We start from the raw sequence: 22,010 nt of genomic DNA on the forward strand, positions 1-22,010 counted from the left end.
CCGCTCAGTCGCCCTCGCCCTGCGGAGGCAGATCCTTGACCACTTGCGGGTCGTTCTCGGTCATGCCGACCTTGGCCGCACCGCCGGGCGATCCCAGCTCGGCGAAGAAGTCGGCGTTGATCTGCGTGTACTGGCTCCACTGGTCCGGCACATCGTCTTCGTAGTAGATCGCTTCCACGGGGCACACCGGCTCGCATGCCCCGCAGTCGACGCATTCGTCGGGATGGATGTAGAGCATCCGCGTGCCTTCATAGATGCAATCGACCGGGCACTCCTCGATACAGGCTTTGTCCTTGATGTCGACACAGGGTTCGGCGATCGTGTACGTCACAGACGTCTCCTCCATGTACTAGGCCATCTACTGGGCTCAAATGTGGGCTGCTGCTCAGCTCGCACCGGCGCGTCGGACCGCTCGGTGAAGCTTTCGGTTACTGATACTAGACGTCGCAGATACAGGTCAACCATTTGGCGCGCCTGTCGAAATACCGATTTAAGACCGACAGTCTCGGAGCCTGCGACCGGGCCCCGTTTCGCCGATGGCGAACACCGCTGACAAGCCGCTGACCTGCATAGAGTAACTCCCCGGTAGTGGCCTGCGATATCCGTTGCGTTGCAAGCACGCTCGCGGGGCCTGGTAATCTCAACCGAAGGACGGCAACCGCTGGGCAGATGTTCTCGCCGGTAATAGCGGTGCATTAACTGGGGAAGGTGTCCACACATGAGGCTGTCGTTGAGCAAATTGGGCGTTGCTGTTGGCAGCGCGGCGGTGGCGTTGACCGCCACGGCCGGGGTCGCATCCGCTGACCCCACGGACGCGATCATCAACACCACCTGCAACTACGGGCAGGTCATTGCGGCGCTGAACGCGACCGACCCGGCGGCTGCCCAACAGCTGAACTCGTCGCCGGTGGCGCAGTCCTACATCCGCAACTTCCTGGCCTCGCCGCCGCCGAAGCGCCAGCAGATGGCTCAGCAGATCCAGAGCATGCCGTCGGCGCAGAAGTACTACGACGACATCAACCAGGTCGCGGTCACCTGTAACAACTACTGAGCCGATCGCTTCGCGCGAAGCGGTTCAGTAGCCGCCGAGCAGGCGGCGCACGCGCCCCAGGGTTTCCGGCCCGACGCGGCTGCGAATGCGTGATGGGTCGGCGGGCCTACGGCCCCAGAGCAGCAGCACCCGCGCGGCGGCGTCGGTTTCCAGGGTGGCCGGGCCTTCCGGCTCGGCAAGCCCGATGGTGATCTGATCCGGGTCGGCGGCCAGGACGACGTCGTCGGTGCCGTCGGCTCGCAGCCGGGCTTCGATGCGCTCACCCGGCCGGAGCTGCTTGGCCCCCTTCACCAATAGCGGCCTGCCGACCGCGCGGACGCTGTGCGTGGTCATCCACGGCTCGGCCAGCCGGGCCTGGGCCTCCGGTTCGTCCCCGGTGATGTCCCAGCTGTGCAGGACGAGCTCTTCGCGCATGTGCTCGGCGAACCAGGGCACCTTCATGGTGCGGCCCGTCCAGGCGACATCGGTGTCCGCGGGGAGTCCTTCGGCCGCTACCGCGACGTCGTTGAGGGTGGCCATCCGGTCCAGCAGCGCGTCCCACAGGTCCGCGTCGTTCAAGGCGCGCAGCGGGCTTTCACGTTCCTCGAAGTTGCGGGTGGCGACGGGTTGACCGTGCAGGTGAGCGCCGAGCACCCGCGCGAGTTCTTCGGCGTTTCCGGCTTGATGGACGACGATGTCGCGCACCGTCCAGGCCTCACACCAGGTGCCGGCGTCGGGACCGTGCCGGCGCACCGCATCCGCGAACGGCCGCCACTCGGGGAATCGGTCCTCGTCGATTTGTCGGTTCACGGCCTCCGGTATACCCGACGCCTCCGACAAGCAAGCGAACTACGCGGCCAGGGTCGTGTAGTCGGTGGTGCGTTGCCGCGCCGGGCGGCCGATGCCTTCGGCGATCGCCGTCAGCTCCGCCACCGTCTTGGCCGAACCGTGTTCCGAACCGGCCATCCGGGAGATGGTCTCCTCCATCAACGTGCCGCCCAGATCGTTGGCGCCGCCGTTGAGCATTACCTGCGTGCGCTCCACACCAAGCTTGACCCAGCTGGTCTGGATCTGGGAAATGCGGCCGTGCAACATGATTCGTGCCAGCGCGTGGACCGCCCGGTTGTCGCGATGGGTGGGCCCCGGGCGCGACGCTCCGGCCAGATACAACGGTGAGCTCTGGTGCACGAACGGCAGCGGCACGAACTCGGTGAAACCGCCGGTGCGGTCCTGGATGTCACGCAGCACGTTGAGATGGCCAACCCAGTGCCGCGGGCTGTCGACGTGGCCGTACATCATGGTCGACGACGACCGCAGCCCCACCTCGTGTGCGGTGCTGACGATTTCGATCCACAGCGACGTCGGCAACTTGCCCTTGGTGAGCACCCAGCGCACCTCGTCGTCCAGTATCTCGGCGGCGGTGCCGGGGATGGTGTCCAGGCCCGCTTCCCGCAGGCCGATCAGCCACTCGCGAATGCTCAACCCGCTCTTGGTCACTCCGTTGGCGATCTCCATCGGTGAAAACGCGTGCACGTGCATCGACGGCACCCGAGCTTTGACGGCGCGGACCAGGTCGGCGTAGCCAGTGACCGGCAGCTCGGGATCGATGCCGCCCTGCATGCACACCTCGGTGGCGCCTTGGACGTGCGCCTCCCAGGCGCGGTCGGCCACCTCGTCGGTGGACAGCGAGTACGCGTCGGCGTCGCCCTTGCGCTGCGCGAACGCACAGAACCGGCAGCCGGTGTAGCAGATGTTGGTGAAGTTGATGTTGCGGTTCACCACGAACGTCACGTCCTCGCCGACCGTCTCGCGCCGCAGCGTATCCGCTAGGGCGACAACCGCTTCCAGTGCGGGACCGTCGGCGGTCGCCAGCGATAGGTACTCGCTGTCGGAGCAGCCGGCGGGGTCGCGTTCGGCGGAGCGCAACGCTGCGAGCACATCGGTGTCGATGCGCTCGGGAGCACGGGCGGCCAGCTCGTGGACGTGTGCACGGATCGATTCCCAGTCGCCGAAGGCACTGTCGATGTCGCTGCGCGTTTCGGTGTTGCGGCCCTCGCTGTCGATCGCCGCGTTGAGGTCGACGCGGCCCGAGGAGCCGACGTCGTCGGGCTCCTGCCAGGGCAGCCCTACCGGGTTGACGTCGCGAGCCAGCCCGGTCGCCGGATCGGCCAGCGCCCTCACGTGTCCGGACACCCGCGGGTCGATCCAGGCCGCGCCGGCCTGCACGTATCTGGGCTGTGCGGTCAGCCGCTGGACCAGCTCGTAACCGGCTTCGGCGGTGACGGCGGCCAATTCGTCCAGGGCCGGCCACGGCCGCTCCGGGTTGACGTGGTCGGGCGTCAGCGGTGAAACACCGCCCCAGTCGTCGACTCCGGCGCCGAGCAGCGCCAGGCATTCGTCGCGCGACACCAGGTTGGGTGGCGCCTGAATGCGCATCCCGGGACCGAGCACCAACCGCGCAACCGCCACCGTCGCCAGGTAATCCTCGATGCCCGCATCGGGAACCGCGGCCATCGCGGTGTGTTCCTTGGCCCGGAAGTTCTGCACGATCACTTCTTGCACATGACCGAACTCCTTGTGCGACTTGCGAATCGCATGCAAGGTGTCGGCGCGTTCGGCCAGTGTCTCGCCGATGCCCACCAGCAGCCCGGTGGTGAACGGAATCGACAACCTGCCCGCATCGGTCAAAGTGCGCAGGCGGACGGCCGGATCTTTGTCCGGGCTGCCATAGTGCGCAAGCCCTTTCGTCTCGAACAGCCGCCGTGACGTCGTCTCGAGCATCATGCCCATCGACGGCGCCACCGGCTTGAGCCGCGCCATCTCCGACCAACTCATCACGCCGGGGTTCAAGTGCGGCAACAGCCCGGTCTCTTCGAGCACCCGGATCGCCATCGCCCGCACATAGGACAGCGTGGAATCGTAGCCACGCGCCTCTAACCACTCACGCGCCTCCGGCCAGCGGTCCTCGGGCCGGTCACCGAGGGTGAATAGCGCTTCCTTGCAACCGAGTTCGGCACCGCGGCGGGCAACATCGAGAATCTCGTCGGGTTCGAGATACATGCCGGCGCCCTGGGCGCGCAGCTTGCCGGGGACGGTGACGAAGGTGCAGTAATGACAGCTGTCCCGGCACAGGTGGGTGACCGGGATAAAAACCTTGCGTGAGTAGGTGATCGGCAGCCCGCCGCCCGGGCCGCGCCGTGCGGCCGACTCCAGACCCGCATCGCGTACCCGCGCCGCACTGGCGCACAGATCCGCGAGGTCTGCACCCCGCGCGGTCATGGCGAGCGCCGCCTCGTCGATGTTCAGCGCGACACCATCTCGAGCCCGTCGCAATACCCGTCGCAGGGCCGACGCACTGACCGTCGGCGAGGCCCCCGAAGAGCCTTCAGCCTTCGACGGGGTTTCCGGAGAAACCTTGGCCGGAACCACAGGGTTGGGCAGAGCGGTAGGTTCCTCGCCCGGAGTCAACAGCACCTTGGTGTAACTTCCCCACGATCGAATTTCATCCGTGCGTCCCAACATGTGAAATCGTGGCACCCGCTGGCGGGTGCCGTATGGGCAACAGTCAACAGTAGCGGCACACCCGCGGCGGCCAGCGGGCGACATCCCGGCCGGACGTCAGGCACCCCGCCCACGCCGCCACAGCACCCAGACCGGCGGTCCGACCCCCAGGACCAGCAGTAATAGGGCCCCGTAGGCCATCAGGCCGCGGCCACCCAGGATGACGTCGTCGGCGGGGCCACCCATGCTGATCACCGCCACGGTCAACAACCACGTCCACAACGGCAACGCCGCCAGCCGCGGTGAGCGGGTCCAGCGCCCGGCGGCCCACACCAGCGCCGCGTTGACCAGTCCAGAAATCAGTCCGCTGATGGGGAAGGGAACCGTCCCGAGATATAGAGGCAGCAGCAGAGCTCCGGCGAGTGCGGAGAGCACCCCGTCGACCGCCAAGAGGGCCAACACAACGAAACGGATCGCGGGGTCGGTCGCGCCGCTGTCGTCAACGGACACGACCCGTGGCTTGGTTTCGGTCAGGTCGGGACGCTGTCGAAGTTGGACATAATCGAGCCGATAACCCACTGTAGGCTGTCCAGCCGGTCCTGCCAGTGCTGCAGATTAGGGTCCAGGTCGGGGTCCATGCGAATTCCTTCCGTGGCTGCCTGATTGGCAGCCTACCGCGTCCGGGCGGCGGGGAAACCAAGCCCCGCGAGCAGGTCCGTTTCCCAGCCCCGCTCGTCGCGCTCTCCCGCGTCGCCGGCGGCCAAGACGTAGTGCTCCTGACCCACTATCGGGATCGCCGCGTTGTTGGAGAGGGCGCAGGCCCGCCCGGTAGGACCGACCACCACTTGCGTGGCGTGGGCGGCGAGCGCCGCCCGCTTGGCGGCCAAAGCCTCCGGGGCGGTCTCGACGACGGCGTCGATGTCGTCGTCGGCGTAGCCGAAAGAGAACTCTTCCTTCGGCGGGATCGACCATTCGGGCCGCAGATCCTCGGGCGTCAGTGCGTCCATGGCCGCCTCGAATGCGCGGGTCGAGAAGACCGACCAGTAGAACTTCGGCACGCCCCAGGGCTCGCCGGGGAAATCGGCCCCGCCGGCTCCCGGCCCGGCCGCCGCCAGGGCGGCAACCGTCACCCGGTGCGCGTGGATGTGGTCGGGATGGCCGTAGCCGCCGTCCGGGTCATAGGTCACGACGACGTGGGGACGCTGTTCGCGAATGATGGCCACCAGCGCGCCGACGGTCTCGCGCTCGTCGGCGTCGATGAAGCGTTGCCGGTGGCGCGTTGGCGTGCCGCGCATGCCCGAATCGCGCCACCGGCCGGCGCCACCGAGATAGCGCGGTTCGCTGATGCCCAGCGCCTGCAGCGCGGCGGTCAGTTCGCCGATCCGGTAGCCGCCGAGTTGGTCCGCGCGGTCGACGGCGAGTTCGGCCCAGCGATCGCCGATCACCTCGCCCTCTTCGCCCAGCGTGCACGTGACGACGCGGACATCCGCCCCGCGGGCGGTGTAGTGGGCGATGGTTGCGCCGGTGCCGAGGCTTTCGTCGTCGGGGTGCGCGTGGACGAACAGCAGCCGCGGCGTCTCAGGCATGGACGGCACCCTACCGGCAAAGGCGACGAGATCGGCAGTCAGGTTAGTGACCGGCACCGTTTCTTATGGTCGTCGCCGGGCGGCCGCGTCGCCGGGACCCAGCGGATAGGAACGCGCACGGCTACTATCAAGGGGTGCCCCAGCTCACGGACGCAGACCACACCGGCAGCCGAAGCCGCCGGCGAGGTGAGGTCCTCGAACGCGCGCTCTACGAGGCCACCCTGGCCGAGCTGACCGAAGTCGGTTACGGGGGCCTGACCATGGAGGGGATCGCGGCGCGCGCCCACACCGGCAAGGCCGCGCTCTACCGGCGCTGGGACACCAAATGCGAGCTGGTGCACGCGGCGTTGGTTTTCGCCCTACCGCCGATGCCCGAGCCGCGCCCCGGTCGTTCGGCCCGGGAGAATTTACTGACGATGTTCACCGCCCACCGTGACGTCCTGGCCGGAAAGACCGGCTTTCCGGGAATTCACGTTGTCCATCAGCTGCTGCACGAACCCGAAATGCGGGCCATCTTCGCCGACGCGGTGGTGTGCCCACGGCTGAGCCTCGTCGAAACGATCCTGGCGGCTGCGGTAGAAGAAGGCGCTCTCGATCCGGCCAAGATGACACCGCTCACCGCGCACATCGGACCGGCCTTGATCAACCAGCACTTCCTGCTGAACGGATCGCCACCGAACCGGCGCGAGCTGGCGCTCATCGTCGACACCGTGATCCCGCCGCGGGCAGCGCAACCCGCCGGCTGACGACGCCGGCGCTAGGGCCCGGTCTTGATCCATTGGCCGGCGTCGCCGACGATGCCGACCGGAACCGCACCGGACAGGCTGACGTTCTCCACGCTCGGGCCGGCCCCGACGATCGTGGTGTCCTGCAGGATCGGCAGCACGGTGGACATGTTCCACAATCGCGGTTCGACCGCGGTGATCACGTCGTTGATGTTCTTGGTGCCGTTGAGGGCGGCGTCGATGTTCGACTGGATGCTGCGATCACAGATCCCGGTGAGATTCGACGGCGCCTGCACCAGGGCGTTGGGATCGGCCGGGCGGCTGGGCGGCGGCGTCGTGGTCGGTGTCGTCGACGTGGCGGCCGGCCCATTGGAAATCGGGACCTGGGTCGATTCCAGTGCGCGACAGCCGTACCGGGAGGCGAGCCGGGTCGCCAGGTTTCCGCCCGCCTGATGCCAGCCGACGATCGCGTCCACGCGGTTGTCGTTCAGCGCGTCGTGGTAGAGGGTGACGGGGTCCAGCGCCAGCACGGTCGCGGCTATGCCGACGTTGCGCAAGCGGTCGGCGGCGGTGTTGGCCACCGCGACCGCGGTCGGGTCGTTGGCGGCCACCCCGATGACCAGTGAGAGCTGTTGGCCGTCCTTGCTGATCCGGCCCCGGATGACCTCGGGCGGACCGGTGTTCGGCGGGGTCGGCGCCGGCGATGCCGAGGAGTTGGGTTCCACCTTGTATCCGGCCCCCTCCAGCAACGCCAGCGCCGCGGGCGTCGTCATCGCCGGTGGCGCGGTCGGCTCGTAGCCCGGGTCGCTCGGCGCGCGGATCTGCGCCTGATCCAGGGTGACGGTGTTGTCGCTGCCCGCGCCCACGGCCGCGAGCAGATCGACGTCGAGCAGCCCCAGGATCGCCTTACGGACTTGGGTGTCAGACAGTTTCGGCTCGGTGGCCCGCAGCGTGAGCTGCATGACCCGCGGCGTCACGATCCGGGCGGTCCGGACATCGGGAATGGCGGACAGCTGCGCGAAGGCGGCCGAGCCGCCATGCACCTGCGCCACCTGGGTGTCGCCGTTGCGCACGGAATCGGCCAGCGCGGCCGGCGCACCGGCTCGCCGGAAAAGAATGAGCGCGGGTTTGGCCGGCGGTCCCCAGTAGCGGTCGTTGCGGGCCACCAGGATCTCGTCGCGCTGCGGGTCGATGCTTTCCACCCGGAACTGCCCGCCCGTGACCGGAAGCGCCCGGGCCAGGCCCGCCGCGAAACCCCCGGGCACGTCCTTGACGATGTGCGCCGGAAGGATGTTGCTGAACAACTCTTTCCAGGACGGATACGGTTCGGCGAAGGTCACCACCGCCTGCTTGCCCCCCTCCAGGGACTGCACGCCGGTGATGAGGTCATACCCGGCCGGGTCCACGACGCCGGGCTGGCTGACCATCTGGTGCCACAGGTACCAGAAGTCGTCGGCGGCGATCGGCGCGTTGTCCGTCCACTGCGCCTCCGGGCGAATCTTGTACGTCACCGTGAATGGGTTCTGACCGGTCACCTCGGCCGACACCAGCAGGGTGGGGTCCATCTCCCAGCGTGAGCCGGTCGGCGTGTTGGGGTCGGGGACCGGCCGAAAGGCGCTCGGCAACACCAGCGCGCTGATCGCCGCGTTCACCGGGGACAGGTCGGACAGCAGGTGCGGATTGAAGCCGGCCCCGATCGAGTCGATGCCCATGATGATCTCGCTGACCCGGGGCGGCGGCGGCACCGAGTTGTGCGGCGTATCGGTGCTCTGCGGCGCCGGCGGCGGGTTGACCGTGCAGGCCGAGAGCACGAGTCCGACCAAGGAGACCAGGCCGCCCAGCACCATGAACCAGCGGCGAACTCGTCTCGGCACGCTGATCAGGGTATCGAGCAGCTGCACAGCGGCCCCTCCCGGCCACCCGGCGTTAACCCCGGGCCTTGGCGCGCGACCGGCTGCGGGCTCGGGAGGTGGCGTCCAGCTCGACCTTGCGCACCCGCACGATCTCCGGGGTCACCTCGACGCATTCGTCGGCCGCACAGAATTCCATGGCCTGCTCGAGATCGAGCTCGAGCGGCCTGGCCAACGTCTCGATGACATCGGCGGTCGACGACCGCATGTTGGTCAGCTTCTTCTCGCGGGTGACGTTGATGTCGAGATCCTCGGCGCGCGGGTTGATTCCGACGACCATGCCTTCGTAGGTGTCCTGGCCGGGTTCGACGAAGAACTGGCCCCGGTCGGCGAGCTGAATCAGCGCGAACGGCGTGATGGTGCCGGCGCGGTCGGAGACCAGCGACCCGGTGTGGCGAGCCCGGATCTCCCCCGCCCACGGCCGGTAGCCGTCGAACACGGCGTTGGCGATGCCGGTGCCGCGCGTGATGGTGAGGAAGTCGGTGCGGAAGCCGATCAGGCCGCGGCTGGGCACGATGAAGTCCATCCGGACCCAGCCCGCCGCGTGGTTGGCCATCTCCTCCATGCGGCCCTTGCGGGCGGCCATCAGCTGGGTGATCGCGCCGACGAATTCCTCGGGGCAGTCGATCGTCATCGCCTCGAACGGCTCGTGCAGCTTCCCGTCGATGGTCTGCGTGACCACCTGCGGCTTGCCGACCGTGAGTTCGAAACCCTCGCGACGCATCTGCTCGACGAGCACCGCCAGCGCGAGCTCGCCGCGGCCCTGCACCTCCCAGGCGTCGGGCCGGTCGATGTCGACGACCTTGATGGAGACGTTGCCGACGAGTTCGGCGTCGAGCCGCGACTTCACCATGCGAGCGGTCAGCTTGTGCCCCTTCACCTTGCCCGCCAGCGGCGAGGTGTTGGTGCCGATCGTCACCGAGATCGCCGGTTCGTCGACGGTGATGCGCGGCAGCGCGTGGGCGTGGTCGGGATCGGCCAGCGTGTCCCCGATCATGATCTCGGGCAGCCCGGCCACCGCGACGATGTCCCCGGCGATCGCCTCCTCGGTGGGCGTCCGTTCCACCCCCTCGGTCACCAGCAGTTCGGTGATCTTCGCGTTCGTGATGACGGGATGCCCGTCCACCTCGCGCATCCAGGCGACCTGCTGACCCTTACGGATCCGGCCCTTGTAGATGCGGATCAGCGCGAGTCGGCCGAGAAAGGCCGAGGCGTCGAGGTTGGTCACCAGTGCCTGCAGCGGTGCCTCGGGATCGCCCTGGGGCGGCGGGATGTGCTCGAGCAGAACGTCGAACAGTGGATCGAGGTTGTCGCCCGCGGGGTTCTCACCATTGGACGGTTCCGTCGTGCTGGCGATGCCTGCGCGGCCCGAGGCGTACAGGGTCGGCAGGTCGAGGGCGTGCTCGGCGGCCTTCTGTGCGTCCTCGTCGAGGTCCGACGCAACGTCGAGCAGCAGGTCGTGACTCTCCGAGACGACCTCGGAGATCCGGGCGTCCGGCCGGTCCGTCTTGTTGACGACCAGGATCACCGGAAGGTGGGCGGCCAGGGCCTTGCGCAGCACGAACCGGGTCTGCGGCAGCGGACCCTCGGAGGCGTCGACCAGCAGGAGCACCCCGTCGACCATCGACAGCCCGCGCTCCACCTCACCGCCGAAGTCGGCGTGGCCCGGGGTGTCGATGACGTTGATGACGATCGTCGTTCCGTCCGCATGCTTGCGATGCACGGCCGTGTTCTTGGCCAGGATCGTGATGCCCTTTTCTTTCTCCAGGTCCCCGGAGTCCATGAGGCGCTCGACCGTGTCGTCACCCCGGTGGTGCAGCGCGCCCGATTGCCGCAGCATCGCGTCAACCAGGGTGGTCTTTCCGTGGTCGACGTGGGCGACGATGGCGACGTTGCGAAATAGCACGTCGGTGATTGTGGCAGCGGGGGCCACGGATAGCGAACCGGCTGGTGGCCGGGCGCCCTCCGCCGGTCCGCTACCAGCCCCGCCGACGCGGTGCTGTACCGACGAGTTGACCCTTGCCCGCCGCCTCGCGGCTGCGGTAGACGATGTAGGGCCGGAACAGGTAGACGATCGGGGCGCTGAACGCATGCACCAGGCGGGTGAACGGCCACAGCGTGAACAGCACCATGCCGATCAGGGCGTGCAGCTGGTAGTCCAGCGGGGCGTTGATCATCACCTCGCCGTGCGGCTGAAATATCCAGATCCGGCGGAACCACAAACCGACCGTGTAGCGATAGTGGAACTCCCCGCCGTGCGGACCGGTACCGATCAGGTCGCAGTACAGGCCCACCACGATCGCCAGCACCAGCACCACATACATCACCTTGTCGCTGCGGCTGGTGGCCATGGACACCGCCGGGCGGGTGAATCGCCGGTAGATCAGCAAGCCGATGCCAATCAGCGTCGCGATGCCGGCCACCGACCCGCCGATGACCGCCTGCAGGTGGTAGGCATAGTCGCTCACCTTCAACATGTGAGTCACCCGCGGCGGGACGAACAACCCCATCACGTGCCCGGCGAAAACCGCCAGGATGCCGAAATGAAAGATGGGGCTGCCGATGCTCAGCAGTCGCGACTCGTAGACCTGTGACGACCGCGAGGTCCAGCCGAATTTGTCGTACCGGTAGCGCCACCAGGTGCCCACGATCAGCACCGACAGCGTGACGTAGGGCGCGATGTCCCAGAACAGGACGTTGCTAAACACTTGGCGTTCCTTTACTTCGGTGGCACGGTCAAGGTAAACGGTTGCAGGCCAACGGCTTCCGCCGGTGGCCCGGCTTTCGCCAGGCGCTCGGCGCGGCGCACTTCCTGATCGGTCGCGGCGGGCAGGGTCTCGCAGACCGCCGCCACCGTCGGCTCGTACGGCGACTTGGAGTCGGCCAGGGCCGCGCGCAGCACGTCGATCGGCACGCGGTGCTGGTTCAGCAGACGCCGTCCGGCTTCTGGATCCACGGTGGCGGCGAATTCGAGCACCACGGTCAGGTGATCGGGCGCCTCGGCGCGCGGCGGCTGCACGCCGGCCTCCCGATAGGCGGTGGCGAACGCCAACATCTCCCGGCCGCGGTTGCGGGTGTCCCCCGCGGTCCAGTAGGTCAGATACATCGTGGCGCGCCGGCGCATGTCGAACGTCGCGACGTAGTCCATCGCGGCGGCCATCGGCTCGACCGCACGCAGCGCCGCGACCGTCTGGGCGAGCAACGCCGCCGGCGGACCGCTGATATGGCCGAGCAACTCATCGACGGCGTCCAGGCGTCCGGACAATCCGTCGTCCGGGTACGCCAGCAGCAGCGACGCCGCCTGCCACACCAGGCGATCCTGCATCGACCGGGTGGTGGAACGCTCCCGGAGCGCCGAAAGCAACTTCATCGCTGCTGCCCTTCGGGAAACATTCCGGCGGGTACCTGGCCCCCGTCCCAGTTGAGCAGGTTCACCCGCGTCGAAGGTCGCGTGTTGCCGGGATCGTCGCCGCGCTGTTTGAGGGTGTGGAAGGTCTCCACGGACACCGGCACCGGATCCGACTCGTACATGCCGGGCCCGCCGTCACCCGTCAACGAGCAGCCCATCTCCTCGAGGTCACGGGCCTGGGGCGCGAAGGCGGTCGGAATGACGTAGCGCTCTTCGTATTTCGCGATGGCGAGCAGGCGGTACATCTCGTAGATCTCTTCTTCGGTCAGGCCGACCGAATGCGGGATGTGCGGCTGGGTTTCGCGGCCGAGGTTGATGTCGCGCATGTAGGAGCGCATCGCCGCCAGCCGCCGCAGCACGCCTTCGACCACGGCGGTGTCGCCGGCGGTGAACAGTTCGGCCAGGTATTGCATGGGGATGCGCAGCGCGTCCAGCGCACCGAACAGATTGCCGATGTCTTCGCCGTCGTGCCCGTCGCGGCTGACCGCGTCGACCACCGGCGAGAGCGGCGGGATGTACCACACCATCGGCATGGTCCGGTATTCCGGATGCAGCGGCAGCGCCACCTTGTAGGTGTGAATCAGCGCGTAGATCGGGGAACGCTGCGCGGCCTCGATCCACTCATCCGGGATCCCCTCCGCCCGCGCACCGGCGATGACGTCCGGGTCGTTGGGATCCAGCAGGATCTCGCACTGCGCCGGATACAGATCGGTCTCCTTTTCCACCGATGCCGCCTCCAGCACCCGGTCGACGTCGTAGAGGACGACGCCCAGGTAGCGCAGTCGCCCCACGCAGGTCTCCGAGCAGATGGTCGGCAAGCCGACCTCCATCCGCGGATAGCACAGCGTGCACTTCTCGGCCTTGCCCGTCTTGTGGTTGAAATAGACCTTCTTGTAAGGACATCCGGACACACACATCCGCCAGCCGCGGCAGCGGTCCTGGTCGACCAGGACGATGCCGTCCTCGCTGCGCTTGTACATCGCGCCCGACGGGCACGACGCCACGCAGGACGGGTTGAGGCAGTGCTCGCAGATGCGGGGCAGGTAGAACATGAAGGTTTCTTCGAGCGAGAGCTTGACCTGTTCGCTGACCTTCTTCAGGATCGGGTCCCCGGCCAGGATTTCCGGCGACCCGGCCAGGTTGTCGTCCCAGTTCGGGCCCCACGAAACCTTCATCGGCTCACCGCTGATCAGGCTTCTGGGCGCGGCCGTCGGGAAGGTGTCACCCGCGGGTGCCGTGGTCAGGTTCTCGTAGTCGTAGGTCCAGGGCTCGTAGTAGTCGCCGATGACGGGCAGCCTCGGATTGGCGAAGATCCGCAGCAGTTTCTGCAGGCGGCCGCCGTCCCGTAGCCGCAGTCGGCCCTTCTTGTCGCGAATCCAACCGCCGCGCCACCGCTCCTGATCCTCGTATGTGCGCGGATAGCCTTGGCCGGGCCGGGTTTCGACGTTGTTGAACCATACGTATTCGGTGCCGGGTCGGTTGGTCCACGCCTGTTTGCACGTCACCGAACAGGTGTGACAACCGATGCATTTGTCGAGGTTCATCACCATCGCCAACTGCGCCATGACTTTCATGAGGGCCTCGCTCCCCAGGCTTCGCTTGTGGGCATCAGTAGGTCACGTCCTGGCTGCGCCGCCGCACGACGGTCACTTCGTCGCGCTGGTTGCCGGTCGGACCCATGTAGTTGAACGCAAACGCGTGCTGACCGTAACCCCCGGCCAGGTGGCTGGGCTTGATGCGCACCCGGGTCAGAGCGTTGTGGTTACCGCCGCGCTTGTTGTTGGTTTCCGTGCGCGGGGTGTCCACCGTGCGCTCCTGGACGTGGTAGACGAAAACCACGCCGTCGGGCATCCGGTGCGAGACGATCGCCCGGCACACGTAGATGCCGTTGGCGTTGACCGCCTCGACCCAATCGTTGTCGCGCACTTGTATTTTCGCCGCATCGCCCGGGCTCATCCACATCGTCGGGCCGCCACGGGACAACGACAGCATGTACAGGTTGTCCTGGTAGGTGGAGTGGAACGACCATTTCGAGTGCGGCGTCAGGTAGCGCACCGTGAGCCCGATTCCGTCCTCGGTCGGGCCCAGCGTGGGCTGGCCGAACAACCGGGTCATGTCCAGCGGCGGGCGGAACACCGGCAGGTGCTCGCCGAGTTCCTCGACCCAGTCGTGGGCCAGATAGAAGTGCATCCGTCCGGTCAGGGTGTGGAACGGTTTGAGGTTCTCGATGTTGATGGTGAACGGCGCGTAACGGCGGCCGCCCGTTTCGCTGCCGGACCATTCCGGGCTGGTGATCACCGGGACCGGACGTGCCTGGGTGTCGGCATAGCTGATACGGCGGTCTTCGCTGCCCTCGGCCAGATGCACCAACCGCTGTCCGGTGCGCTTCTCCAGTTCATGGAAACCCTCGACCGCGAGCCGGCCGTTGGTCGTCCCCGACAGCAACAACAGCACGTCGGCCATCCGCGACGCGGTGGTGACGGCCGGACGGCCGGCTGCCACACCGGACTTCATCACCCCGAACTTCGCCGACAGTTCCTCGACTTCGCGGAAGGGGTGCACCGTGACGCCCTTGGTGGTCAAGCCGAACTTGTCGACGAGCGGACCCAGCGTCAGCCACTTGTCGTAAATGGCGGTGTAGTCGCGCTCCACCGCGGTCAGCTTGCCCATCGTCCGCCCCGGCACCGGCGTCGCACCCGAGTGCAACCAATCCTGTTCGGTGCCATCGGGATACGCCATCGCCTCTGGGGTGTCATGCTGCAGCGCGGTGAGCACCACATCGGTGCGCGTGCCCAGGTGATCCTTGGCCATGGCACTGAAGGCGCGGGCGATGGCACCGAAAGCGTCGAAATCTGAACGGGTTTCCCACGGCGGGTCGGTCGCGGCGCTGAACGCATGCACGTAGGGGTGCATGTCGGTGCTGGAGATATCGGCCTTCTCATACCAGGTTGCGGCCGGCAGCACGACGTCAGACACCAGCGTCGTCGAGGTCATCCGGAAGTCGATCGACATCATCAGGTCGAGCTTGCCCTCAGGAATGTCCCCGTCGCACGTCACTTCGACGGGCCGTACCCCGTCCTCGGGCGGCTGCGCCTGCACATTGGAGTCGGTCCCCAAGAGATGGCGCAGAAAGTATTCGCCGCCCTTGCCCGAAGACCCAATCAGGTTGGCGCGCCATACGGTAAGGACACGGGGCCAATTGACGGGATTATCGGGATCGGTGACGGCGAGCTTGAGTTTGCGCTGGCCCAGCTGCTCGGCGACGTAGTCGGCGATGTCACGATCGGCGGCGCGCGCCTCGTCGGCGACATCGAGGCTGGACCGGTCGAACTGGGGATAGAACGGGCTCCAGCCCATGGCCGTCGCCGAGGCCAGCAGGTCCATGGTGTGCTTGCCCGCGAATCGGCCCCGGCCCACCGGGCTGGCCAGTTTATCGGCCGCGTAGCCGTCGTAACGCCATTGGTTGGTGTGCGCATACCAGTACGAGGCGCCCGGCACCTGGCGCGGCGGCCGCACCCAGTCGGTGGCCATCGCCATCGTCTGAAAACCGGTGAGCGGGCGCACCTTTTCCTGGCCGACGTAGTGGGCCCATCCCCCGCCGTTGCGGCCCATCGACCCGGTCAGCATCAGCAGCGCCAGCACCGCGCGGTAGATGGCGTCGCCGTGAAACCACTGACAGATTCCGCTGCCCATGATGATCATGGAGCGGCCGCCGGATTCCTCCGAATTCTGCGCGAATTCCCTTGCCACCCGGATGACCTGGGCGGCCGACACGCCGGTGATCGCCTCCTGCCATGCCGGGGTGTTCTGCTGGGTGGCGTCGTCGTAGCCGGTGGGCCATTCGCCGGGCAAACCGGGTCGGGCCACACCGTACTGGGCGAGCATCAGGTCGAAGACGGTGCACACCAGATGCTTACCGATACGGCGCACCGGAACGCCGCGCGTTACGGTCGTGCCCTCGCCGTCGACCGTGTCGAAGCTGGGCAGGTGGACGAGCGCGGCGCTGTCATCTCCGTTGCGGCCGTGCGCGTCTCGCACGCTGAGTGCGGGAGTCAGGTCGCCGAGATCGAGGTTCCACTTGCCGACGCCCGACTCGCCGTACCGGAATCCCAGCGAACCGTGCGGCACCACAACCGAATCGGTCGTCTCGTCCAGCACCGCTGGCTTGAGTGCGGCGTTCTCGACGGCCTCCCCCAAATCTGCTGCCGTGAGGTTCTTTCCCGGCACCAGCATGTCGGCGCGTTCTTCCAGCTTGATCAGGAACGGCAGGTCGGTGTAGCGGCGGGAATAGTCGGTGAAGAACGGGACCTGCTTTTGCACATAGCACTCCGAGAGAATGACGTGGCCCATCGCCATGGCCAGCGCCCCGTCGGTGCCGGCCGCACAGGGCATCCACTCGTCGGCGAACTTGGTGTTGTCGGCGTAGTCCGGGCTGACGGTCACCACCTTGGTGCCGCGGTAGCGCGCCTCGGCCATCCAGTGCGCGTCGGGCGTGCGGGTGATCGGGACGTTGGAGCCCCACATCATCAGATACGCTGCGTCCCACCAGTCCCCGGATTCGGGCACATCGGTCTGGTCGCCGAAGACCTGCGGTGAGGCCACCGGGAGGTCGGCGTACCAGTCGTAGAACGACGTCATGGGGGCGCCGATCAGCTCGAAGAACCGCGAGCCGGCGGTGTAGGACACCATCGACATCGCCGGGATCGGAGAGAATCCGGCGACGCGATCCGGTCCGTAGGTCTTGATGGTGTGCACGTGGGCGGCGGCGATCAGCTCGGTGGCCTCGGCCCACGTGACCCGGACCAGTCCGCCCTTGCCGCGGGCCTGCTGATAGCGGCGACGACGCTCTGGGTCGGCCTGGATGTCGGCCCATGCCAGCACTGGGTCGCCCAGCCGTGCCTTGGCTTCCCGGTACATCTCGATGAGCACCCCCCGGGCGTAGGGGTAGCGCACCCGGGTCGGCGAGTAGCTGTACCACGAAAACGACGCACCCCGGGGACAGCCGCGCGGCTCGTACTCCGGCCGGTCCGGACCCACCGACGGATAGTCGGTCTGCTGGGTCTCCCAGGTGATGATCCCGTCTTTGACGTAGATCTTCCATGAGCATGATCCGGTGCAATTCACCCCGTGCGTGGAGCGAACCACCTTGTCGTGGCTCCACCGGTCACGGTAGAACACGTCGGCTTCGCGCCCGCCCTCGCGCGTGACCGTGCGCAGGTCAGCCGAGATCTCGCCGGGCGTGAAAAACCGCCCGGTGCGCTCCAAGAGCTCCTCGAGAACTCCGCCAATGTGAGGTGTGACAGTCAAGAAGTACTCCTCCGATTCGGTAGCGTCTCGCCTCGTCGCCGGGTCGTTCGTTCGGCCCCATGTGCGTCGTGTTTGGCAATCAGCCCTGTGTTCCACCCGCCCGCGCCAGGCCGGATCGGCTCAACACTCGGCATTTCAGGCCCCGCGGGCTGGGGGGCGATACAACACCAGCATAAGTCTGGGTCGCGGGCGAAATCAGATCCGCCTCGCGTGGGCGATTCTCGGCAAAGGGGGTCATGAGCAGGGGTTTTTGCACACCTGTCCACGTGCCGGCCCGGCACCGCGGCCGCGACGGCAAGGTCTGAACAAGCACTCGACTCGCTATCGGCACGCACATCCAGGGCAGATTTTTGTGGCGTCGTCATTACACGTCATATTGTTCTATTCAGTTCACTGCGAAGACCTGCGACGCGGCTGTACATAAGCTGCCGGAAGTCTGTGGACTTGTTATGAGGTAGCTCTCTTCAGAGCTTTCGCCAGGTCCGCCAACCAGCCCCGATCTGCCGGCACCCAGTCGAGAGCGTGCAGCTCAGCCGCGGTAATCCAGCGCAACGCCCGATGATCACGCGCGTCGGGTTCGCCCCCGATCAGGCGCACTTGGTAGGCCCGCAGCGTGAACCCGCCGTCCACCGCGATGTCGTCGCCCAGCCGGTCGCCCACCGCGACGTCGCCGACCTGCAGACCCAACTCCTCGGCCAACTCGCGAGCCAGCGCGTCGCGCTCCGTTTCACCGGGCGCGACCTTGCCGCCGGGCAGCTCCCAGCGGCCGGCCAGCTCCGGCGGGCGGGCACGCTGTGCCGCCAAGACCTTGGCGCCGCAAATCAGGGCGCCGGCGACGACGATCTGGGTCGACATGGCCAGTCACGGTATACCGCCGGAGCATGGCTATGTGCGTGCAGACGAACATTGCCAGTTCGGCTTCGCGCGCGGCCGTCGGCCGTACTGCCCCATACGACCCGCCACCGCTGGGAACACTGACCGCAACGACCATTGAGACAGCCATTCAGGTCCAGATGCTATCGAATTCCTTTGGGACACAACGCCTCTCTTACGATTTAGTCGCCGCCGTGGAATACTCGAGTCCAGTCGGTCACGACCTTGACAGGCACTTCCAATGAGGGGAGTTGGCAATGATCACCGAACCCACAAAGTCGTTCACTCGGATCTTTCGGGGCTATGACCCGGCTTTGGTCGATCCCTACATCGAGGTGTTGCTCGCCAAGGAGAAATTGCTGATCGACGAAGTTCAGAACCTCAGGGCCCAGCGAGACGAATCCAGCAATGAAGCAGCCGCGCTGCGGATTGAGGTCGCCTGCCTCAAGGATGAGGTCGCCGCCCTGTCGGACACATCACCGACGCCCTACGCGATACAGCATCGGATGGCGAAGATGCTGCGGCGTGCACTCGATGAGGCTTCTCGGATGCAGGCCGAGGCACGCGCCGAGGCAGATGCGCTGATCGCGGGTGCCGAGGCCGAGGCCGAGGCCGCGCAGCGAGAATACCGAGAGCTGTTGGAGCACATGGCCGCGCAGCGAAGAGCGCTCCAAATGGAGTGTGAGGAAACCAGGAAAAAGCTCGACGCCCAACTCGCCGGGATGCGGGCTGAAGCCCAGTCATTAATCGACGAAGCGTGGCAGGAAGCCTGCCATGAACGTGAGCAGCTCCTCGCCGACGCAAAGCAGAAAGCACATGAATTCGACGAGCGAGCCCACAGCGCGATGGACGAGGCGAATCAGCAACGAATCATGATCCTGGAAGAACTGATGGGCGTAGCCCGCGACCTACAAGGCATCCCTGCCAGCCTGGAGTCCGCTTACCAGCAACAACAGAACATTCCAGAGGCCGGCGTCGTGGTGCCGTTGGACCAGAAGAATCAAGTACCGGGTGATCCCGCCGTAGCCTCGTAGGTGACCATCTTCGCGGGGAGGCCAGACATTTCAGGGCTGCCCTCGATCAAGCCGTTATCCGAGAGGACGAGTCCCATATGGCTGTGTTAACGGATGAGCAAGTGGACGCCGCACTGCCCGATCTGGACGGATGGGAGCGGGCCGGCGGCGCCCTGCGCCGCTCGATAAAATTTCCGAGTTTTCTCGCCGGCATCGATGCCGTGCGCCGGGTGGGCGAGCACGCGGAGAGCAAGGACCATCACCCGGACATCGATATTCGTTGGCGGACAGTGACTTTCGCTCTCGTTACGCACTCCGAGGGCGGGATCACCCAAAATGACATCGACATGGCCCGCGATATCAACGGCATCGTCGACAACTAGACCGCGGCCGGGCCCTCGCCTCCGTCGGTCGTCACGCTGCCGTGACGCTCGGTGTCGATTGTCGCGTTAGCGTGACGCTCGGCGCGGTCCCCCCGGCTCGGCGCGGCGGTGGCCGCGATCCAGATCAACGTCGCCACCGCCGCCACGATGTAGATCAGCCCGGCCCAGGCCAGATACCACGGCCGGCTTATCTGCCAGATGGTCGGTTGCGCGAAGCTCAGCAACCACGGCACGCCGATCAAGGTAAGGGCCAGCCATCCCCAACCCACGATGCGCGCTCCGCGCAGCTCACGCACCGGGCCGTGGATCGCCCAGATCATCAGCGGTACCAGCCACACCCAGTGATGGGTCCAGGAAATCGGTGAGAGCAGCAGCCCGAACAGCTCCACCACCACGAGCCTGCCCAGCCGATCGGAGGGGTCCAGGCCGCGCCAGGCCAGCACGGCCAGCACCGCGGTGACGACGACGGCGGCCACCAGGAGCGGGCCGAATCCGACGTCGTGGCCCAGGATCCGCGAAATGCCGCCGCGCCAGGACTGATTGAACGAGGTGGCGATCGGGCCCACCCGGTGGGCGTCGCCCAGCAGATCGGTGAAGTAGTAGCGCGTCTGATCGCCGACGATCATGACCGAAATCCCAATGGTGGCAACGAAAACGACCGCCGAGAACACCGCCGCGCCCCACCGGCGCGCGCCCACCAGATAGACGCCGGAGATCGCGGGGGTCAACTTGATTCCCGCCGCCATGCCGATCAACAGCCCCGAAAGCCACCACCGCGCGGTGTACACCGCCCACAGCACAGCGGTCATCAGCAACACGTTGACTTGGCCGTAGTCGAAGGTGCTGCGCAGCGGCTCGATCCAGATGGCGATCGCCGTCCACAACATCGCAAGTCGCCGGCCGTCGCCGGCCGCGACTCCCATCAGGCGCTGGCTGATCCGGATCGCGCCGTACAGCGCGGCCATGGTCGCGACCTGCCACAGGAAGGCAACGAGGCCGAACGGCAACAGGTGCAGCGGGTAGAAGACGACGGCCGCGAACGGCGGGTAGGTGAACGGCAGCGGGAAGTCCGGCGTCTGGTCGGCATAGACGTAGCTGTACAAGGTGCCGGGATGGTCGATCGCGGCGGACCCCCCGAGATACACGTGCAGGTCGACAAAGTTCGCGCCGTTGGGAGCCAGATACGTCCAGCCCAGTCGGGCGGCGATGCTCACGATGAGCAGCATCGGCGCGGCGACTCCAAGGAAACTCGCCAACCGCTGGGTATGGGGTGCCGCCTGAGCGGTCGAGGTGGTGTCTATCCGCCCGACTTTAGCGAGCGGGGCCTGCGGCACGACGCCGTCGGTCCTCAGCCCGCCCCGGCCAGCCCTTGGAGCGCTTATTTCGCGTATTCGGTCACCGGTCCCGCTCGTATCCGTAACGAATACATAAATGCCACACGTGTCACTTGAGTCCCATCTGCATCAAAGTAGCTTCAGCGACGAACCTGTAGTCGATCAATCAGGGAGAGTCATGCCAACCATCTGGACTTACATGCGTGCAGCCGCCGTCGTGGTCGGTTCGTCCGCAGCACTATTGACGGGCGGTATCGCCCACGCCGACCCCGTGCCGGCCCCGGCCATGCCGAACATTCCGCAGCAGCTGATCAGTTCGGCGGCCAACGCACCGCAAATCCTGCAGAACCTCGCTACCGCACTGGGCGCCACGCCCCCGGCGGCTCCGGCCACTCCGGGCATCAGCTTCCCGGGTGTTCCGGCGGCCACCTCGCCGGCAACCGCGGCGGCTCCGGCGGCGGGTCTTCCGTCGATTCCCGGACTGACCGCGCCGACCAGCCCCGCCGCCCAGGTGCCTTCTCCTGCGGCCAACCCCTTCCTTCCGGGGCTGGCGCAGTCGGCGACGCCCGCTGCGCCGTCGGCGGCGACCGGTGGCATTCCGGGGATGATCCAGGGCCTGACGGGCGCGCAGCCGGCGGCTGCCGGTCCCGCCGCTCCGGCCGCTCCGTCGATCCCGGGCCTGCCCGCGATCCCGGGGTTGTCTGCTCCGGCGGCACCGGCCACTCCGCCGACCCCGCAGATTCCGCAGGCGCAGGTCAATATGCCGGCGATGCCGGCCGGCCTTCCGGTCAGCGTGCCCCCGAAAGTGATGCTCCCGCAGGACCTGCCGGCGCTCGCTTCGGGACAGGCTCCGGCGGCACCCGCGGCACCGGCGGCACCCGCGCCGGCGGCCAGCCCCGCCGGACCGGCAGCGCCGCTGCTGTCCGCCCTGCCCTGATC

At 67.0% G+C, this 22,010-nt stretch carries 17 protein-coding genes and 1 pseudogene; 5 read left to right on the plus strand and 13 right to left on the minus strand.

Going from position 1 to position 22,010, the window contains the following annotated elements; genetic code table 11:
* Positions 1-4: 4 nt before the first annotated feature.
* Entirely contained in the window at positions 5-331 is a 327-nt protein-coding gene (fdxA, locus tag A5782_RS24865; protein ID WP_067105062.1) for a ferredoxin, read from the minus strand.
* Between the two features lie 387 nt (positions 332-718).
* Here fdxA and A5782_RS24870 point away from each other — a divergent pair, with 387 nt between their 5' ends.
* A complete protein-coding gene (locus A5782_RS24870; protein ID WP_067105006.1) occupies positions 719-1,051 on the plus strand; it encodes a hemophore-related protein in 333 nt (110 codons plus the stop codon).
* Positions 1,052-1,075: 24 nt separating this feature from the next.
* Here A5782_RS24870 and A5782_RS24875 read toward each other — a convergent pair whose 3' ends face one another.
* The 4 genes from A5782_RS24875 to mshB form a co-directional block, all read right to left on the minus strand.
* Entirely contained in the window at positions 1,076-1,840 is a 765-nt protein-coding gene (locus A5782_RS24875) for a maleylpyruvate isomerase N-terminal domain-containing protein (RefSeq protein ID WP_067105008.1), read from the minus strand.
* A gap of 39 nt (positions 1,841-1,879) precedes the next feature.
* Entirely contained in the window at positions 1,880-4,552 is a 2,673-nt protein-coding gene (locus tag A5782_RS24880) for a bifunctional FO biosynthesis protein CofGH (protein WP_067105063.1), read from the minus strand.
* 96 nt (positions 4,553-4,648) lie between these two features.
* On the minus strand, positions 4,649-5,110 hold the full coding sequence (locus tag A5782_RS24885) for a hypothetical protein (RefSeq protein ID WP_067105010.1): 462 nt from the start codon (positions 5,108-5,110) through the stop codon (positions 4,649-4,651).
* 92 nt (positions 5,111-5,202) lie between these two features.
* Positions 5,203-6,117 carry an N-acetyl-1-D-myo-inositol-2-amino-2-deoxy-alpha-D-glucopyranoside deacetylase gene (mshB, locus tag A5782_RS24890; RefSeq protein WP_067105012.1) on the minus strand — a complete coding sequence of 305 codons (915 nt, stop codon included), beginning with the start codon at positions 6,115-6,117 and terminating at the stop codon, positions 5,203-5,205.
* Between the two features lie 134 nt (positions 6,118-6,251).
* Here mshB and A5782_RS24895 point away from each other — a divergent pair, with 134 nt between their 5' ends.
* On the plus strand, positions 6,252-6,863 hold the full coding sequence (locus A5782_RS24895) for a TetR/AcrR family transcriptional regulator (RefSeq protein WP_067105065.1): 612 nt from the start codon (positions 6,252-6,254) through the stop codon (positions 6,861-6,863).
* 11 nt (positions 6,864-6,874) lie between these two features.
* On the opposite strand, the gene A5782_RS24900 is transcribed toward A5782_RS24895, so the two are convergent.
* The 7 genes and pseudogenes from A5782_RS24900 to A5782_RS24930 all read right to left on the minus strand — a co-directional run bounded on the left by A5782_RS24900 (position 6,875) and on the right by A5782_RS24930 (position 18,323).
* Positions 6,875-8,722, minus strand: coding sequence for an ABC transporter family substrate-binding protein (locus A5782_RS24900; RefSeq protein WP_197694343.1), 1,848 nt, complete (start codon positions 8,720-8,722; stop codon positions 6,875-6,877).
* A 46-nt stretch (positions 8,723-8,768) separates the two neighbouring features.
* Entirely contained in the window at positions 8,769-10,658 is a 1,890-nt protein-coding gene (gene typA / locus A5782_RS24905; RefSeq protein ID WP_067105067.1) for a translational GTPase TypA, read from the minus strand.
* A 70-nt stretch (positions 10,659-10,728) separates the two neighbouring features.
* A complete protein-coding gene (narI, locus tag A5782_RS24910) occupies positions 10,729-11,460 on the minus strand; it encodes a respiratory nitrate reductase subunit gamma (RefSeq protein WP_067105016.1) in 732 nt (243 codons plus the stop codon).
* A pseudogene (gene narJ, locus A5782_RS24915) lies at positions 11,453-12,122 on the minus strand (nitrate reductase molybdenum cofactor assembly chaperone). The gene narI and the pseudogene narJ overlap by 8 nt, the downstream one beginning before the upstream one ends.
* On the minus strand, positions 12,119-13,735 hold the full coding sequence (gene narH / locus A5782_RS24920; RefSeq protein WP_067105023.1) for a nitrate reductase subunit beta: 1,617 nt from the start codon (positions 13,733-13,735) through the stop codon (positions 12,119-12,121). Before narH ends, narJ begins: the two are co-directional and overlap by 4 nt.
* Positions 13,736-13,769: 34 nt before the next feature.
* Positions 13,770-17,468: a nitrate reductase subunit alpha gene (locus A5782_RS24925; RefSeq protein WP_067105025.1), complete on the minus strand. Its 3,699-nt coding sequence runs from the start codon at positions 17,466-17,468 to the stop codon at positions 13,770-13,772.
* Positions 17,469-17,915: 447 nt separating this feature from the next.
* Positions 17,916-18,323, minus strand: coding sequence for a (deoxy)nucleoside triphosphate pyrophosphohydrolase (locus tag A5782_RS24930; protein ID WP_067105026.1), 408 nt, complete (start codon positions 18,321-18,323; stop codon positions 17,916-17,918).
* Positions 18,324-18,598: 275 nt separating this feature from the next.
* Here A5782_RS24930 and A5782_RS24935 point away from each other — a divergent pair, with 275 nt between their 5' ends.
* On the plus strand, positions 18,599-19,375 hold the full coding sequence (locus tag A5782_RS24935; RefSeq protein WP_067105029.1) for a DivIVA domain-containing protein: 777 nt from the start codon (positions 18,599-18,601) through the stop codon (positions 19,373-19,375).
* Positions 19,376-19,452: 77 nt separating this feature from the next.
* On the plus strand, positions 19,453-19,737 hold the full coding sequence (locus A5782_RS24940) for a 4a-hydroxytetrahydrobiopterin dehydratase (RefSeq protein WP_067105030.1): 285 nt from the start codon (positions 19,453-19,455) through the stop codon (positions 19,735-19,737).
* Here A5782_RS24940 and A5782_RS24945 read toward each other — a convergent pair.
* Positions 19,734-21,089, minus strand: coding sequence for a mannosyltransferase (locus A5782_RS24945; protein WP_197694344.1), 1,356 nt, complete (start codon positions 21,087-21,089; stop codon positions 19,734-19,736). The two genes, A5782_RS24940 and A5782_RS24945, sit on opposite strands and share 4 nt — an antisense overlap.
* A gap of 160 nt (positions 21,090-21,249) precedes the next feature.
* On the opposite strand from A5782_RS24945, the gene A5782_RS24950 reads away from it, so the two are divergent.
* Entirely contained in the window at positions 21,250-22,008 is a 759-nt protein-coding gene (locus tag A5782_RS24950; RefSeq protein ID WP_067105031.1) for a hypothetical protein, read from the plus strand.
* Positions 22,009-22,010 lie beyond the last annotated feature (2 nt).

It is taken from the genome of Mycobacterium sp. 852002-40037_SCH5390672 (genome assembly GCF_001665875.1).
GTDB lineage: Bacteria > Actinomycetota > Actinomycetes > Mycobacteriales > Mycobacteriaceae > Mycobacterium.